General features: G+C 70.7%; 16 protein-coding genes. 13 read left to right on the forward strand and 3 right to left on the reverse strand.

All coding sequences use genetic code 11. The features are described from left to right. Positions 1-102 precede the first annotated feature (102 nt). The 9 genes from ACRQ4B_RS11355 to ACRQ4B_RS11395 all read left to right on the forward strand — a co-directional run bounded on the left by ACRQ4B_RS11355 (position 103) and on the right by ACRQ4B_RS11395 (position 9,315). Positions 103-867, forward strand: a complete 765-nt coding sequence (locus tag ACRQ4B_RS11355) for a YebC/PmpR family DNA-binding transcriptional regulator (RefSeq protein ID WP_439691547.1) — start codon at positions 103-105, stop codon at positions 865-867. A gap of 7 nt (positions 868-874) precedes the next feature. Beyond that, complete coding sequence (gene ruvC / locus ACRQ4B_RS11360; RefSeq protein WP_439694382.1) at positions 875-1,519, forward strand: crossover junction endodeoxyribonuclease RuvC; 645 nt, start codon at positions 875-877, stop codon at positions 1,517-1,519. Continuing rightward, positions 1,516-2,136 (forward strand): Holliday junction branch migration protein RuvA, encoded by a 621-nt coding sequence (gene ruvA, locus ACRQ4B_RS11365; RefSeq protein ID WP_439691548.1) that lies wholly within the window; start codon positions 1,516-1,518, stop codon positions 2,134-2,136. Before ruvC ends, ruvA begins: the two co-directional genes overlap by 4 nt. After that, positions 2,133-3,170: a Holliday junction branch migration DNA helicase RuvB gene (gene ruvB, locus ACRQ4B_RS11370; protein ID WP_439691549.1), complete on the forward strand. Its 1,038-nt coding sequence runs from the start codon at positions 2,133-2,135 to the stop codon at positions 3,168-3,170. The genes ruvA and ruvB overlap by 4 nt, the downstream gene beginning before the upstream one ends. Before the next feature lie 94 nt (positions 3,171-3,264). Then, positions 3,265-3,663: a preprotein translocase subunit YajC gene (locus ACRQ4B_RS11375; protein ID WP_439691550.1), complete on the forward strand. Its 399-nt coding sequence runs from the start codon at positions 3,265-3,267 to the stop codon at positions 3,661-3,663. Between the two features lie 86 nt (positions 3,664-3,749). Next, positions 3,750-5,501 (forward strand): protein translocase subunit SecD, encoded by a 1,752-nt coding sequence (secD, locus tag ACRQ4B_RS11380; protein WP_439691551.1) that lies wholly within the window; start codon positions 3,750-3,752, stop codon positions 5,499-5,501. Then, positions 5,501-6,502, forward strand: coding sequence for a protein translocase subunit SecF (gene secF, locus ACRQ4B_RS11385; RefSeq protein WP_439691552.1), 1,002 nt, complete (start codon positions 5,501-5,503; stop codon positions 6,500-6,502). Before secD ends, secF begins: the two co-directional genes overlap by 1 nt. Continuing rightward, entirely contained in the window at positions 6,502-6,873 is a 372-nt protein-coding gene (locus ACRQ4B_RS11390) for a rhodanese-like domain-containing protein (RefSeq protein ID WP_439691553.1), read from the forward strand. The genes secF and ACRQ4B_RS11390 overlap by 1 nt, the downstream gene beginning before the upstream one ends. Before the next feature lie 57 nt (positions 6,874-6,930). Next, on the forward strand, positions 6,931-9,315 hold the full coding sequence (locus ACRQ4B_RS11395; protein ID WP_439691554.1) for a RelA/SpoT family protein: 2,385 nt from the start codon (positions 6,931-6,933) through the stop codon (positions 9,313-9,315). On the opposite strand, the gene ACRQ4B_RS11400 is transcribed toward ACRQ4B_RS11395, so the two are convergent. The 3 genes from ACRQ4B_RS11400 to deoC all read right to left on the reverse strand — a co-directional run bounded on the left by ACRQ4B_RS11400 (position 9,285) and on the right by deoC (position 11,914). Beyond that, complete coding sequence (locus ACRQ4B_RS11400; protein ID WP_439691555.1) at positions 9,285-9,869, reverse strand: type IV toxin-antitoxin system AbiEi family antitoxin; 585 nt, start codon at positions 9,867-9,869, stop codon at positions 9,285-9,287. The genes ACRQ4B_RS11395 and ACRQ4B_RS11400 overlap by 31 nt on opposite strands. A gap of 222 nt (positions 9,870-10,091) precedes the next feature. After that, positions 10,092-11,045 (reverse strand): ROK family protein, encoded by a 954-nt coding sequence (locus tag ACRQ4B_RS11405; RefSeq protein ID WP_439691556.1) that lies wholly within the window; start codon positions 11,043-11,045, stop codon positions 10,092-10,094. Between the two features lie 122 nt (positions 11,046-11,167). Next, positions 11,168-11,914, reverse strand: a complete 747-nt coding sequence (deoC, locus tag ACRQ4B_RS11410) for a deoxyribose-phosphate aldolase (RefSeq protein ID WP_439691557.1) — start codon at positions 11,912-11,914, stop codon at positions 11,168-11,170. A gap of 42 nt (positions 11,915-11,956) precedes the next feature. Here deoC and ACRQ4B_RS11415 point away from each other — a divergent pair, with 42 nt between their 5' ends. From ACRQ4B_RS11415 to ACRQ4B_RS11430, 4 genes are all read left to right on the forward strand, one after another. Further along, positions 11,957-13,489 (forward strand): SDR family oxidoreductase, encoded by a 1,533-nt coding sequence (locus ACRQ4B_RS11415; RefSeq protein ID WP_439691558.1) that lies wholly within the window; start codon positions 11,957-11,959, stop codon positions 13,487-13,489. Beyond that, the gene (locus tag ACRQ4B_RS11420) at positions 13,486-14,070 is read left to right on the forward strand and encodes a GDSL-type esterase/lipase family protein (RefSeq protein ID WP_439691559.1); all 585 of its coding nucleotides are present in this window, start codon (positions 13,486-13,488) and stop codon (positions 14,068-14,070) included. The genes ACRQ4B_RS11415 and ACRQ4B_RS11420 overlap by 4 nt, the downstream gene beginning before the upstream one ends. Beyond that, on the forward strand, positions 14,070-14,510 hold the full coding sequence (locus tag ACRQ4B_RS11425; RefSeq protein WP_439691560.1) for a DUF6804 family protein: 441 nt from the start codon (positions 14,070-14,072) through the stop codon (positions 14,508-14,510). The genes ACRQ4B_RS11420 and ACRQ4B_RS11425 overlap by 1 nt, the downstream gene beginning before the upstream one ends. A 99-nt stretch (positions 14,511-14,609) precedes the next feature. Then, on the forward strand, positions 14,610-16,172 hold the full coding sequence (locus tag ACRQ4B_RS11430; protein WP_439691561.1) for a stealth conserved region 3 domain-containing protein: 1,563 nt from the start codon (positions 14,610-14,612) through the stop codon (positions 16,170-16,172). The last annotated feature ends 421 nt before the right edge of the window (positions 16,173-16,593 follow it).

Here is a 16,593-nt window from a genome sequence, read left to right on the forward strand (position 1 = left end):
GCGCGGGCGACCGCCCGCGCGAGGCCACCAGCGCGCCGGGGGCGACCCGCGCCTCCCGGCCGGTAAACTGACGGGGACTTTCCGCAAGACGCAAGGAGAACCGTGTCCGGGCATTCCAAGTGGGCAACGACCAAGCACAAGAAGGCGGTCATCGACCAGCGCCGTGCCAAGTCGTTCGCCAAGCTCATCAAGAACATCGAGGTCGCCGCGAAGATGGGCGGCGCCGACCTCTCCGGCAACCCGACCCTGGTCGACGCCGTGCAGAAGGCGAAGAAGACCTCGGTCCCGAACGACAACATCGACCGCGCCATCAAGCGCGGTGCCGGTCTCACCGGTGAGACGATCGAGTACACGACGATCATGTACGAGGGCTACGGGCCGAACGGCGTCGCGATGCTCATCGAGTGTCTGACGGACAACAAGAACCGCGCCGCGGCCGAGGTGCGCACCGCGATGTCGCGCAACGGCGGCACCATGGCCGACCCGGGCAGCGTCGCCTACAACTTCTCGCGCAAGGGCGTCATCTCCGTCACGAAGACCGACGGGCTCGACGAGGACACCGTGATGGGTGCCGTCCTCGACGCCGGCGTCGAGGACGTCATCGACCAGGGCGGCGGCTTCGAGGTCATCACCGAGGCGACTGACCTCGTCGCGGCCCGCACCGCGCTGCAGGACGCCGGCATCGACTACGACTCCGCCGACGCCGAGTTCGTCCCCGGCCTCAAGGTCCCGGTCGACGCCGACACGGCACGCAAGGTGTTCCGCCTGATCGACGCGCTCGAGGACAGCGACGACGTCCAGAACGTCTACTCGAACTTCGACATCCCCGCCGACGTCCAGGCCGAGCTCGACGAGGACGAGGACTAGCCCGATGCTGCGCGTGCTCGGGGTGGACCCCGGGCTCACGCGGTGCGGCGTCGGCATCGTCGAGGTCGCACCGAACCGACGCGCGCGACTCGTGCACGTCACGGTCGTGCGGACGCCGGCGGACATGGCCCTCGAACAGCGGCTCCTGCGCATCGCGGACGGCATCGCGGCCGAGATCGACGAGCACCGCCCCGACGCGGTCGCCGTCGAGCGCGTGTTCGCGCAGGCCAACGTCCGGACGGTGATGGGGACGGCCCAGGCGGCCGGGCTCGCCCTGCACGCCGCCGCGGCGCGCGGACTGCCGGTGGGGTTGCACACCCCCTCCGAGGTCAAGGCGGCGGTGACCGGGTACGGCAACGCCGACAAGCGGCAGGTGCAGACCATGATCGCGCGGGTGCTCGGCCTCGACGAGGCGCCGAAGCCCGCGGACGCCGCCGACGCGCTCGCGTTGGCGGTGTGCCATGCCTGGAGGCTCGGATCGCCCGACGCGGTCGGCTCGCGCACCACGAACCTCACCCCGGCACAGCGCGCGTGGCGGGACGCCCAGGGCGGGACCACCGACTCACCGCTCGCGCGTGCGGCCGCCGCCGCGGCGCGACCGCAGCGTGGCAGGCCGGCATCGTCGGTGGGCGGCCGTAGGCTCGGAGCATGATCGCGAGTCTCCGGGGCACCTGCATCGACGTCGCCGGATCGGCCGTCGTGGTCGAGGTCGGGGGAGTCGGGTACGCGGTGACCGTCACGCCCGCACACGCACTCACGATGCGCCACGGGTCCGAGGTGTTCCTCCGCACGGCGATGATCGTGCGCGAGGACGAGCACCTGCTGTTCGGCTTCGAGTCCACGGACGCGCTCCAGGTGTTCGACCTGCTCCGCAGCGTCTCGGGCGTCGGCCCGAAGTCGGCCATGGGCGTGCTCGCCCACATGGAGCCGGCCCAGGTCGCGAACGCCGTCGCGAACGACGACGACGGCGCGTTCCGCAAGGTGTCCGGCATCGGCCCGAAGACGGCCAAGCTGATCATCGTCGCGCTCTCCGGCAAGCTCGCCGCGTTCGAGCAGGCCCCCGTCACCACGACCGCCCGCGGGGGAGCGGCCCACCCGGCCGCGACCGACGTCGTCGCCGCGCTCGTCGGCCTCGGCTGGCGAGAGGACGCGGCACAGCGCGCGGTGGACGACACCATCGCGACCGAACCCGGTGCCGCGACGATGGGCACGCAGGCGCTGCTGCGCGCGGCGCTCGGCGCGCTGCGTCCGGCCGGGGCAGCCCGGTGAGCGGCATCACCGCCGCCAGTCCGGAGTCGCAGGAGGAACTCGCCTTCGAAGGCGCCCTGCGGCCGAAGTCGCTCGACGAGTTCGTCGGGCAGCGCAAGGTCCGCGGCCAGCTCGACCTGCTCCTCAAGGCCGCGGCGCTGCAGGACCGCACGCCCGACCACATCCTGATGGCCGGTCCGCCCGGTCTCGGCAAGACCACCCTCGCGATGATCGTGGCGCACGAGTCCGGTCGTCCGCTGCGGATGTCCAGCGGGCCGGCGATCCAGCACGCCGGGGACCTGGCGGCGGTGCTGTCGTCGCTCGTCCCGGGCGAAGTGCTCTTCATCGACGAGATCCACCGGATGGCGCGCTCTGCGGAGGAGATGCTCTACCTGGCGATGGAGGACTTCCGGATCGACGTGATGGTCGGCAAGGGCGCCGGCGCGACGAGCATCCCGCTCGACCTCGCACCGTTCACCCTGGTCGGCGCCACCACCAGGGCGGGCCTGCTCCCGAATCCCCTGCGCGACCGCTTCGGCTTCACCGCGCACCTCGAGTTCTACGAGAAGGACGAACTCGAGCAGGTGCTCATCCGCGCCGCGCACCTCCTCGAGCTCGACATCGACCGGTCGGCCCTGCGGGAGATCGCCGGACGGTCCCGCGGCACACCCCGCATCGCGAACCGCCTGCTGCGCCGGGTGCGTGACTTCGCGCTCGTGCACCGGACGACCGACGGCATGGCGGCGGTGCAGGGTGCCCTGGACCTCTACGACGTCGACGAACTCGGACTCGACCGGCTGGACAGGGCCGTGGTCGAGACGATGCTGACGCGCTTCGACGGGGGACCGGTCGGCCTGAACACGCTGGCGGTGTCCGTCGGCGAGGAGTCCGAGACCATCGAGTCCGTCGTCGAGCCGTTCCTCGTGCGCGTCGGCCTCGTGACCCGCAGCCCACGCGGCCGCATCGCCACGCCGCAGGCCTGGCGCCACTTCGGCATGACCCCGGGCCAGAGCGGTCTCGGGCAGCCGGGCCTGTTCGACGACGACACCGACTGACACCGCCGACGCGGTCCGGGTGACATGCCACGCACAGTCGTGTGCCCTAGACTGCTACGGCCCGAAACCGAGCAACCAGAGAAGGCATCGCATCATGGGTCAAGAAGTCATCCTCATCGTCATCGTCGTGGCGTTCGCGGCCTTCATGTTCTACAACAGCCGGAAGCGCAAGAAGCAGCAGTCGGAGCTCGCCACCAAGATGGTGCCGGGCGCGAAGGTCATGCTCTCCTTCGGCCTCTACGGCACGCTCCTGTCGGTCGACGACGAGAAGGTCACCGCCGACGTCGAGATCGCGCCGGGCACCGTCGTCACCGTGCACCGCCAGACCCTGTCGCGCGTCGTCGACGACACCGCCTCGGACATCGAGACCACCGCCACGCCGGAGGACGAGCCGAAGCCCGTCGCCGAGCTCAACGGCGAGCCGGTCTACGGTGAGCGCATCGAGTCCACGGACACGGACGCCGACGCCACGAAGCGCAAGACCGAAGACTGACTCCTCGGCCGCCGGGTCCACCGATCCGGCGGCGACACCTGCCGTCGGTGACCACCGTCGGTCCTGACAGAAAGACGAGACGACCGGTGGCACGATCGACACCCGTCAAGAAGGCGATCCGCTCGCTCACCTGGTTGGTGATCCTGATGGCGGTCCTCGCCGGGTTGAACACCGCGGCATCGGTCCTCGCCGGGACCACGAAGGACGACAGCGGCAAGTGGTTCGAAGGGGCCAGCTGGGTCCCCGAACTGGCCCTCGACCTGCAGGGCGGCACGCAGTTGACCCTCGCGGCACAGAACACCGAGGGCGGCTCGGTGACGAGTCAGCAGCTCAGCCAGGCCGTCAACATCATCCGTCAGCGCATCAACGCGACCGGTGTCTCGGAGTCGCAGATCAACACCCAAGGGACGAACAACATCGTCGTCTCCATCCCGGGCAAGCCGGACAAGGCGACGATCGACCGCATCGAGGCGGCCGCGAAGCTGACGTTCCGCCCGGTGCTCTACACCGAGGCCGCGACCAACTCCTCGGTGGGCGACGGTTCGGGTTCCACCGCGTCGCCGACGCCGTACTCCCCGCCGGCGTCCCTCGCCGCGACCCCGAGTGCGAAGCCGACGAACGCCAGTGACCTGAACTGGGTCACGCCGAAGCTGCAGGACCTCTACACCAACTACGACTGCAAGGCCCCGGACAACGTCACGACGGCACCCGACGACGAGCCCCTCGTCACCTGCGACCAGGACGGTGCGGCGAAGTACATCCTCGGCCCGGTCGAGGTCTCCGGCTCGAACATCAGCAACGCCACCTCGGGCCTGGCGACGGACTCGCAGGGCACGTCGACCGGTCAGTGGGCCGTCAACCTGACGTTCGACGGCACCGGCACGAAGGACTTCCGGACGGTCACGAACCGCCTCGTGTCGCTCCAGCAGCCGCAGAACCAGTTCGCCATCGTCCTCGACGGCTCGGTCATCACCGCCCCGACGACGAACTCGGCGATCACCAACGGCAAGGCGCAGATCACCGGCTCGTTCACCGCGGAGTCCGCGAAGACGCTCGCCGACCAGCTGAAGTACGGCGCCCTGCCGATCAACTTCCAGGTGCAGTCGAACGAGAACATCTCCGCCACCCTCGGTACCGCGCAGCTCGTCGGCGGCCTCGTCGCGGGTCTGATCGGCCTCATCCTGGTGATCATCTACTCGGTCATCCAGTACCGCGCGCTCGCGTTCGTCACGGTCCTGTCGCTCGGCGTCGCCGCTGCGCTGACCTACCTGGTGATCGCGATCATGTCGTGGCGCGTCGACTACCGCCTGTCGCTCGCCGGCGTCGCGGGGTTGATCGTCGCGATCGGCATCACCGCGGACTCGTTCATCGTGTACTTCGAACGCATCAGGGACGAGCTCCGTGACGGCCGCGGGCTGGAGAGCGCCGTCGAGTCCGGGTGGAGGCGCGCGCTGCGCACGATCCTCGCCTCGGACTCGATCAACTTCCTCGCCGCGATCGTGCTCTACATCCTCGCGGTGAGTGACGTGAAGGGCTTCGCGTTCACGCTGCTCCTCACGACCCTGATCGACGTCGTCGTGGTGATCATGTTCACGCACCCGATGATGCAGCTCATCGCCCGCAGCCGCTTCTTCGGCGAGGGCCACAAGTTCAGCGGGCTCGATCCGTCCGCCCTCGGTGCCGTGTACCGCGGTCGCGCGCAGTTCCGTGCCCCGGTGGTCGACGGCAAGCGCCAGCGCAGCGCCGGTGAGGCACAGCGTCGGCAGACCATCGCGGAGCGGAAGGCCCAGCAGGCCTCCGGCGAGAACGGCACCACGCCGGACGGGAAGGACGACTGATGGCCAGCTTCAGCCAGTTCGGCAGCGACCTGTACACGGGCAAGCGCTCGTACGACATCGTCGGCCGCCGCAAGACGTGGTACCTCATCGCGGTCGTCGCGATCGTGATCTCGCTCGCGGTGCCGTGGCTCCGTGGCGGGTACCAGCTCGGCATCGAGTTCACCGGCGGGTCCGAGTTCACCCTCTCGGACGTCAAGAACCTCGACCAGAACCTGGCGACGCAGACGGTCGAGTCGATCGTCCCCGAGGGCATCCCGCGCGTCTCGCAGCTCGGCACGCACGGCATCCGCGTGCAGACCGGGCAGCTGACCGACCGGGAGACCACTGAGGTGCAGGACGCCCTGGCGAAGGCGTACGACGTCCCGGAGAGCCAGGTCGCCGCGACCTTCATCGGCGCGACCTGGGGCGCTGACGTCCTCGCCCAGGCGATCCGCGGCCTGGTGATCTTCCTCGCGCTTGCCGCCGTCTTCATGGCGGTCTACTTCCGCACGTGGAAGATGTCCGTGTCCGCGATGGTCGCGCTCCTGCACGACCTGCTCATCACCGCGGGCGTGTACGGCATCGTCGGGCTCGAGGTCACGCCGGCGGCGGTGATCGGCTTCCTGACGATCCTCGGGTACTCGTTGTACGACACCGTCGTGGTCTTCGACAAGGTGCGTGAGAACACCAGCCAGGAGTCCCACCGCACCTTCGTGCAGTCCGTCAACCTCGCGGTGAACCAGACCCTCGTCCGCTCGATCAACACCTCGGTCGTGGCGCTGCTGCCGGTCGCGGCGATCCTCTTCATCGGGTCGTACGTCCTCGGCGCGGGCACGCTCCGCGACATCTCCCTCGCGCTGTTCATCGGCATCATCGTGGGCACCTACTCGACGATCTTCATCGCGTCGCCGATGTACGCCCACCTCCGTGAGAACGAGCCGAAGGTCAAGCAGGCCGACGCGAAGAAGCAGGCCGCGGCCGCCAAGCGCCAGCGTGAGGTCGACGCGACGGTGGAGGCCTGATGCCCGCCGAGGTCCAGGACATCGACGTCGCCGAGGCACGCCGCCGTATCGCCGCCGGTGCACGGCTGTTCGACGTCCGCGAGCAGGGGGAGTGGGACGAGGTCCACGCTCCCGAGGCCACGCTCGTGCCGATGTCCGAGCTGGTCGCACGGTGGAAGGAGATCGACGGCGGGGACGAGCCGGCGATCGTCGTGTGCCACTCCGGCGGTCGGTCCGCCCGGGTCGTCGCGGCGCTCGAGCAGTCGGGCGTGCCCGCGGTGAACCTCGTCGGCGGCATGGTCGCCTGGGAGCAGTCGGGCGCCCCCGTGGTCCGCGCGGGGGAGCCGGACGGGGCGGACGACGCCCAGGGCGAACCGCGTCACGAGCACTGACCGGACACGCGTAGTCTTGTCGGATCGACTTCGGACCAGGTCCTCGGGAGGCGCATCATGACGGACACGCGTGCATCCACGCCCCAGGACGCCCCGGCTCCGAGCGCCACGAGCGGTAGCGCCGTAGAGGGCGGCCCAGCGGCGGAGTCCGCGAGCCGGCCCGGATCCGCTCAGCGTCCGTCGAGTCCGCTCGGCCCGAACACCACCGGCAACCTCGGATCGCTGCGCTCCCTGCTGCCGCGCCTGTTCTCCCGTGCCCAGCCGGCCGGCGCGGTCGACACCCTCATCCGCACCGTCCGGTCGCACCACCCGAAGGCCGACGTCACGCTGATCGAGCGCGCGTACTCCGTCGCCGAGCGTGCCCACGACGGTCAGAAGCGCAAGTCGGGTGAGCCGTACATCACGCACCCCGTGGCGGTCGCGCAGATCCTCGCCGACCTCGGCATCGGCCCGATCACCATCGCTGCGGCACTCCTGCACGACACCGTGGAGGACACCGACTACCAGCTCGACCAGCTGCGGGTGGACTTCGGCGACGAGATCGCGATGCTCGTCGACGGCGTCACGAAGCTCGACAAGGTCAAGTACGGCGACAGCGCCCAGGCGGAGACCGTCCGGAAGATGGTCATCGCGATGTCGAAGGACATCCGCGTCCTGGTGATCAAGCTCGCCGACCGGCTGCACAACGCCCGCACGTGGGGCTTCGTCGAGTCCACCTCCGCCACGCGCAAGGCGAAGGAGACGCTGGAGATCTACGCGCCCCTCGCGCACCGGCTCGGCATCCAGATGATCAAGCTGGAGCTCGAGGACCTGTCGTTCGCGGTGCTCCACCCGAAGCTCTACGTCGAGATCGACAGCCTGGTCAAGGAGCGGCAGCCGAAGCGCGAGCAGTTCGTGCAGAACGTCATCGGCACCCTCAAGAAGGACCTGAAGGCCGCCAAGGTCCGCGGCGACGTGATGGGCCGTCCGAAGCAGTACTACTCGATCTACCAGAAGATGATCGTCCGCGGGCGCGAGTTCGACGAGATCTACGACCTGGTCGGCATCCGGGTGCTCGTGCCGACGGTGCGCGACTGCTACGCGATGCTCGGTTCGGTGCACGCGCGGTGGACCCCGCTGCCCGGCCGTTTCAAGGACTACATCGCCACGCCGAAGTTCAACCTGTACCAGTCGCTGCACACCACCGTGCTCGGGCCGCAGGGTCGTGCGGTGGAGATCCAGATCCGCACGCACGAGATGCACCAGCGCGCCGAGTTCGGTGTCGCCGCGCACTGGAAGTACAAGCAGCGTGCCGCTGGCCGTGACGTCGACGCCTCGACCGCGACCGACCAGGACATGGCGTGGCTCGCGCACATCACCGACTGGCAGGCCGAGACGAGCGACCCCGGTGAGTTCCTCGACTCGCTGCGGTACGAGATCGGTGCGAAGGAGACCTACGTCTTCACACCGCAGGGCAAGGTCATCGGGCTGCCCTCCGGCGCGACCCCGGTGGACTTCGCGTACGCGGTGCACACCGAGATCGGGCACCGGACGATGGGCGCCAAGGTCAACGGCCGGCTGGTCCCGCTGGAGAGTTCGCTGTCCAGCGGCGACGTCGTCGAGATCTTCACGTCGAAGAACCCCGACTCCGGCCCCAGTCAGGACTGGCTGACCTTCGTCCGGAGCCCCCGCGCCCGGAACAAGATCAAGCAGTGGTTCACCAAGGAACGCCGCGAAGAGGCGATCGAGCAGGGCCGCGACGCGATCGCGCGGGCGATGCGGAAGCAGAACCTGCCGCTGCAGCGCATCATGAGCCAGGACTCCATCTCCGAGGTGGCGTCGTCGATGCGCTACGACGACGTCTCCGCCCTGTACGCCGCCGTCGGCGAGGGGCACGTCTCCACCCAGTCGGTGATCGAGAAGGTCCTCGGCAACGTCCAGAACGAGACGGAGACCGAGGAACCCGAGCTCACCTTCCCGCGACAGGTCACGAGCCGTCAGCTGCGCAACAGCGACAGCGGCGTGCTGGTCCGTGGTGCGCCGGACATCCTGGTGAAGCTCGCGAAGTGCTGCACCCCGGTGCCGGGCGACCAGATCGTCGGGTTCATCACCCGCGGGCAGGGCGTGTCCGTCCACCAGGCGTCGTGCACGAACGTGAAGTCGCTGATGAACGAGCCCGACCGCATGATCGAGGTCGAGTGGGCGCCGTCGTCGAAGTCGGTCTTCCTCGTCCAGATCCAGATCGAGGCGCTCGATCGATCCGGGCTCCTCAGCGACGTCACCCGCGTGCTCACCGAGTACCACGTCAACATCCTGTCCGCGACGGTGTCGACGTCCTCCGACCGGCTGGCCCTGAGCCGGTTCGTGTTCGAGATGGGCGACACGACGCACCTCGACCGCGTGCTCAACGCGGTCCGACGGATCGACGCCGTCTACGACGTGTACCGCGTCAGCGCGGGCTGAGCAGCCCGCAGCAGCGTCCGGAGCCGTCGTTCGGCCTGCCGGACCATCGGGACCGTCCCGAGGCCGGAGAGCCGCTCCAGGACCTCGGCGACACCGACGGCCCCGGAGACGACCAGCCCGAGGACGGCGTCGGACTCCGCGGTGCCGTACCGGACCTCGCCGTTGGCCGGGGTGCGGAGCAGGTCGAGCGCCGTCCGGGCCGGCAGGGTCACCGGGAGGCCGCCGACGTGGACCACGTCGTCCGCGCCGACGACGAGTTCGCGCAGACGCACACCCGGGGGCACGTGCACGCGGACCTGCGGCGGGACGCAGGCTTCGAGCGGGGACGGCGGTCGCGAAACCGCACCCCAGATCCACGCCGCGGTCCGGGTGCCGGCGATGAGCCGTGGGTCACCGAGGGTCCAGCGAGCCGCGGCCGCGCGCAGTTCGGGCGTCTGCGGTTCGGCGGGGGAGGCCCAGCACGGTCCGACGGGCACGAGTTCCCCGGCGAGCACGGCGGCGCGCAGTTCCGACTCCGGCCAGTCGTCGCTGGTCAGCAGTGGTGAGCGGGGCACCCGGACATCCTGCCGGAGCGGGATGCACCGCCTCGACCCCCTGTGGACAGCGCACGCCGGAGCCGCGGCCGCCGGGGCACGGCCGGACATGGCCGGCGCACGGCCGGGGCGCCGCCGGGGCGCGGCCGAGCTTCGGCCACGCGGACAGTTTCCGCGGGGATCGCCGAGGAAACTGTCCGGTAGGCCGAGCCTCGGGGGAGCGTTGGCGCCGGCCCCGGCGCCTCAGCGCAGCACGTCGGCGCGGTGCACGAGCGCAGCGGCACCGATGAGCGGGCCGTCCTGCGACAGTCCGGTCGGGACGATCCGCACCTTCGTGACGAAGCCGAACTCGACACGCTCCGCCACGGCCTCCCGGGCGTACTCGAACAGGTCCGGCGTGACGTGCGAGAACCCGCCGCCGACGGCGACGACCTCGAGGTCGACCAGGCTCGTGGCGGCCGCGATCGCCTGCCCGAGGGCCCGTCCGCTCCGCTTGACCGCGGCGACCGCGATCTCGTCGCCCACCGCGTACGCCGCCGACAGCTCCTCGCCGGTGCTCCCCGCGAAGCCCTGTCGCTGCGCCCACGCCACGGTCTTCGGGCCGCTCGCGATCGCCTCCAGGCAACCGGTGCCGCCGCACGCACACGGGTCGTCGAACCCGCCGCACTCGACGTGCCCGATGTGTCCCGCGTTCCCGGTCGGTCCGCTGACGGTCCGTCCGTGCAGGATGAGGCCGCCGCCCACGCCCGTCGACACGATCATGCCCATGACGTGGTCCGAGCCCTGCGCGGCGCCGACCCAGTGCTCCGCGAGCGTGATGGCGAGGCCGTCCATGCGCAGCGTCACCGGCACATCCGCGGGCACGTGGGCGGCCACACGCTCACGGAGCGGGTAGCCGCGCCACACCGGCATGTTCAGGGGCGAGACGAGGCCGTGCTCCTCGTCGACGGGTCCGGCGGAGCCGATCCCGACGCCGACCAGGGCCGCGCCGGCGGGCAGCGCCGCCAGGGCCGCGGTGACGACCTCGTCGACCGCGGCCTGCAGCTCGTCGGAGGTGCGGCCCGGGCCGGTGGGACTCCGGAAGCGGGTGGCCGGCAGGACGACACCGGCGTCGGTGACGAGCGCGGCCTCGACCTTCGTGCCGCCGAGGTCGACGGCGAGGGCCAGCGGGCCGGACTGGGGTGCGGTGGTGGACATGCTCGCTCCGATGCGGCGGTCTGGAGGCGCGGCGCCGGTCGTGGACGCGACGTCGCGTCCGGTGGGCACCGGCCCCGTCGAGGTGGGTCGGTTCGGGTGGGCAGGGCGCGGACGCCCTCGGGTCAGTAGGAGCTGGTGTCGTCGCCGAGCGGGGAGGCCGCGCCCGTCGTCGCGCGGTGGGCGACCTCGTCGAGGATGCGCGCCGATGCGCTCGTCCCGATGCGGTTCGCGCCCGCCTCGACCATCTCGAGCAGGGTGTCGAGCCCGCGGACGCCACCGGAGGCCTTCACCCCGGTGTCCGCGCCGACGGTCCGACGCATGAGCGCGATGTGCTCCGCCGTCGCGCCGCCGCCCGCGAACCCCGTGGAGGTCTTCACGAAGGCTGCCCCGGCGGACTGCGCTGCCCGTGCGGCGGCGACGATCTCGTCGTCGGTCAGGAACGCGGTCTCGAGGATGACCTTGACGACCGTGCTGCCCGCGGCGTCGACGACTGCGCGGACGTCGGCCTCGACCCGCTCCCAGTCCCCGGACTTCGCGGCGCCGATGTTCTGGACCATGTCGAGCTCGAACGCGCCGTCGGCGAGGGCCTGCAGCGACTCGGCGACCTTGGCCTCGGTCGAGGTGGTGCCGTGCGGGAACCCGATGACCGTGCCGACACCGACACCGGTGCCCCGGAGGCGCTCGACCGCGTGCGCGACGTCGCTCGGACGGACGCACACGCTGAAGACGCGGTACGCGGCGGCCTCGTCGAGCTGGGCGTCGACGTCCGCGCGGGTCAGCTCGGGCTTGAGGATCGCGTGGTCGATGAGACCACGGACGACGTCGGCGCTGATCTGTTCGGGCTCCGTGGGGAACGATGCTTTGTCCACCCGGCAAGCCTACCCGGAGCCGAGCCGCGTACCGTGCCCCGCATGCGAGTCCTCGTCACCGGCGCCACCGGCTACATCGGTGGTCGTCTCGTCCCCCGCCTCCTCGACGCCGGCCACGCCGTCCGGGTGTTCGTCCGCACCCCCCGGAAGCTGCAGGACGTGCCCTGGCACGACGACGTCGAGGTCGCCGAGGGTGACCTGCAGGACGCGGCTGCGGTGCGCGCCGCGGTGCAGGGCGTCGAGGCGGTCTACTACCTGGCGCACGCGATGGGCGCGGACGGCGACTTCGAACGCGCCGAGCGCGACGCCGTCGAGACGATGGCGCACGAGGCGGAGGCGGCGGGCGTCCGTCGGTTCGTCTACCTCGGCGGGCTCCACCCCGACGGCGAGCTCTCCAAGCACCTCCGCAGCCGGAAGGAGGTCGGCGACGTCCTGCTCGCCTCCGGCGTCCCGACGATCGCGTACCAGGCCGGTGTCGTGATCGGGTCCGGCAGCACGTCGTTCGAGATGATCCGGCACGTCACCGACGTCCTGCCCTGGATGCCGACGCCCCGGTGGGTCCGCAACTTCATCCAACCGATCGCCGTCCGCGACGTCCTGTACTACCTCGTCAAGGCCCTCGACATCCCCGCCGACGTGAACCGCACGTTCGACATCGGCGGTCCGGACGTCCTCCGCTACGGGCAGATGCTCAACGGGTACGCGGTCGAGGCGAAGCTGCCGCAGCGGGCTATCTCGGTCCTGCCGGTGCTGACGCCGGGGCTCGCCGCCCACTGGTTCAACCTGGTCACCCCGGTCCCGCGCAAGCTCGCGACGCCGATCATCGAGTCGCTCCAGTTCGAGTGCGTCCAGCGCGAGCACGACATCGACGACGTGGTCCCGCGTCCGGAGGGCGGCCTGACGTCCTACCGCCGCGCCGTCCGCCTCGCACTGACGAAGATGCGGAAGGGCGAGGTCGAGACGAGCTGGCGGAACGCCACCCTCGCTGCCACCGCGGCGGACCCGCTGCCGAGCGACCCTGACTGGGCCGGACACACCGTATACGTCGACGACCGCAAGCGCCACACCTCGGCCAGCGCCGAGGAGGTGTGGCGGGTCGTCGAGTCGATCGGCGGGGACAACGGCTGGTACTCGTTCCCGCTCGCCTGGGTGGCCCGGGGCTGGATGGACAAGTTGGCCGGGGGCGTGGGACTCAACCGCGGCCGTCGTGACCAGCAGCGACTCGAGCAGGGCGACGCTCTCGACTGGTGGCGCGTCGAACGGCTGGAGCGCGGGCGGTACCTGCGCCTCCGGGCCGAGTTCAAGTCGCCGGGGCGTGCCTGGCTCGAGATGACCGTGACGCCGGCGGACGACGGCGGCAGCGACTACCGGCAGCGGGCGATCTACTTCCCGCAGGGCCTCGGCGGGCGGCTGTACTGGTACTCGATCCTGCCCTTCCACGGCGTGATCTTCCCCGGCATGGTCGAGCGCATCTGCGCCGCCGCCGAACGGGAGTCCCAGCACACCGAGTCGACGGGACGGAACTGGACCCAGCAGAATGGGGATCCGGTACCGGAACACGAGGAGGCAGCATGACCGCCGAACACACCAGCGTCCTGTTCCTGGGCGACAGCATCACCGAGCAGGGCTCCTGGGACGCCTGGCTCCCCGAGGAGCGCACGGTCAACCAGGGCGTCGGCGGCGACACCACCGACGGCGTCCTCGCGCGGCTCGACGCCGTCATCGCCGAGCAGCCCGAGGTGATCGTGCTGCTCATCGGCACCAACGACTTCGGCAACCACCGCGCGAGCGTCGAGCACGTCGTCCGCGGGGTCGAGTCGGTGCTCGTCACACTCCGTCGGGAGCTCCCGGGCGTCCGGCTGCTCCTCGTGTCGATCCTGCCCCGGCAGGCCGACCACACCGCGAAGATCGAGGAGGCCAACCGCCACCTCCGGCAGTTCGTCGCCACGTGCCACGCCCAGTACCTCGACGTCTGGCCCGCCCTCGCGGACGGCGACCACCTCGACGAGCGCTTCACCGACGACGGCCTGCACCTCACCGAGGACGGCTACCGGGCCTACGTCGCGGAACTCGTGCCGGCGCTCGAACGGGTCCGCGGGCTCCCGCCGATGTCACGCTCGATCCAGGCGATCGACCTCGACGGGGCCACCGCCTGATGGCAGCGCGGAAGGGGCGGCCCGCGGCGGGGTCGTCGCTGCAGGGGCTCCCCGCCTCGACGGCGACCAACGCCCCGGCGACCGGCGGGAAGAAGGCGACGCCGCCGTTCACCCGGCCCGCGCTCGCGCCGTCGCTCATCGCCGCGATGCTCCTGCTCGCCTGCGTCGCGATCATCGACTCGTCGGCGTTCGTGTTCGCGCGGTGGGGCGTCGCGGTGCTCGCCCTGATCGTCCTGGTCTTCGCCGTCCGCGGCCGGACCTGGTGGGCCGCGGCCCTCATGGCGGCCGTGGCCGTCTGCTGGAACCCGATCGCCGTCGTGCCGATCCCCGGCGAGGTCTGGGCGGCGTCGCAGATCCTCGCCGCGGCCCTCTTCGTCGTCGTCGGCATCGTCGTGAAGGTGCCGCGCGAGACGGAGACGACCCGCGCCTCCAGGCCCTAGGACCGGGGGGAGCCGACGGCGACCCGAGCGTCCGCCCGGACGGTAGGATCGCAAGAACCGGGTGCAGGACCCGGTCGATCGACGACCCGAAGGGCATGGATGAGCAACGAGACCGAGCCGGTGACCGAGAGTCCTCTGCTGACCCCTCGACCGTCCTCCGGCGGTCTCGACCGGCCCGACGTCGTCGTGCGGAAGGGTCGCCTGACGCTCGTCAACGGACACCTCACGCCGCAGCAGTCGATGATCGAGGACCTCCTGTTCCTCGACGACGCGCTCACCGCCGGTGACGTCGACCACCTGCTCATCCGCGGCAACGACCAGCGTCCCGTCATCGCGCTCGACGAGCGCGACCGACAGCGTGCCGAGAGCGCCGTGATGGCCGCCGCGGCGAACGAGCCGTTCTACGCCAAGCCCCCGGGGAAGCCCGCGGTGCTCGTGCTCGACGACGGCCTCGGCCCCGTCGACGAAGCCGTCCTCCGCGTGTTCCGCCCGCGCGTCGAACCGCTCGGACGACTCCGCTACGGCGCCGAGACGAGCGTCCAGCTGGAGTTCTGGCGCGTCACCGACACCGAGGTCCTCGCGCCCGTCGAGAACGCCCTGATGCGCCGGAGCCTGCCGATCGACGAGTTCGTGCTCGTCGACATCGAGCGCTACGGCCGGACCTGGCGGACCGTCGAGCACATGTTCGACGACCACGTCTCGGACATCCGCTTCCCGATCGACATCGTCTTCTCGTGGGTCGACGGCAACGCCATCGAGTACCAGCGCGCCCGACAGGCCGCGCAGTCCGGCGCCGTGCTGGGGGAGGGCGACGACGCCCCGGCCCGCTTCCGGCAGATCGACGAGCTGAAGTACGCGCTCCGGTCGGTGCACACCTTCGCGCCCTGGATCCGGCAGATCTACATCGCCACCGACTCGCCGGCGCCCGCCTGGCTCGCCGAGCACCCGAAGGTCCGGATCGTCCGCTCCGAGGAGTTCTTCGCCGACCCCTCCGTCCTGCCGACGCACAACTCGCAGGCCGTCGAGTCGCAGTTGCACCACATCCCGGGCATCAGCGAGCACTTCATCTACTCGAACGACGACATGTTCTTCGGCCGCACCGTCGACCCGTCGGTGTTCTTCAGCCCCGGGTCCGTGACGAAGTTCATCCTCGCGACGACCCGGATCGGGCTCGGTTCGAACAACCCGGCACGCAGCGGGTTCGAGAACTCCGCCCGGGTCAACCGACGCCTGCTGCAGCAGCGGTTCGGCGCCGTGACCACCCGGCACCTCGAACACGCGCCCACCCCGCTGCGCGCCTCGATCATGACCGAGATGGAGCACGAGTTCGCGGACGAGTTCGCGGCGACCGCCGCCTCACGGTTCCGCGCCGCCGAGAACATCTCGGTGACGAACTCGTTCTACCACTACTACTCGCTGCTCACCGGCCGGGCGATCGTGCAGGAGAACGCCGACGTCCGGTACATCGACACGACGATGCAGTCCGGCCTGCGCGCACTCGACGAGCTGCTCAAGAAGCGGAACGCCGACTTCTTCTGCCTGAACGACGGCAGCTTCCCGGAGGTCAGCGACGAGGAGCGCACGCGGCGCGTGACGGACTTCCTGGAGCGGTACTTCCCGTTCCCGGCACCGTGGGAGCAGTCGGCCGACACGACCGCCTGACAGGCCTGGAGGCGCGTGGCGGCGCCGCCACGCGCCTCCCGGACTCGTCGGATGCTGGCTGGCTGCCAGCGCGCGACGTGTCGCGGTGTCGCGGTGTCGCGGTGTCGCGGTGTCGCGGTGTCGCACCATGCACGCGCAACTGTTGCGTGTGCAACCAGCGACAAGACCGCTGTCGAACGACGACCGCGGTGTCGCTCCATGCACGCGCAACTGTTGCGTGTGCAACCAGCGACAAGACCACTGTCGAACGACGACCGCGATGTCGCACCATGCACGCGCAACAGTTGCACGCGCAAGCAGCGACACGGCAGCGACGCGGCGGCGGCGCGGGCGCGAGGGCTCCCCAGCGACGCCGAGGCTCGGCCTGGCGGACACCCTGCGGGCTGCGGTGGACGCACGGTGTCCGCGGGGCCGAGCCTCG

Source organism: Curtobacterium sp. SP.BCo, from assembly GCF_051903265.1.
In the GTDB taxonomy this organism is placed as follows: Bacteria; Actinomycetota; Actinomycetes; order Actinomycetales; family Microbacteriaceae; genus Curtobacterium.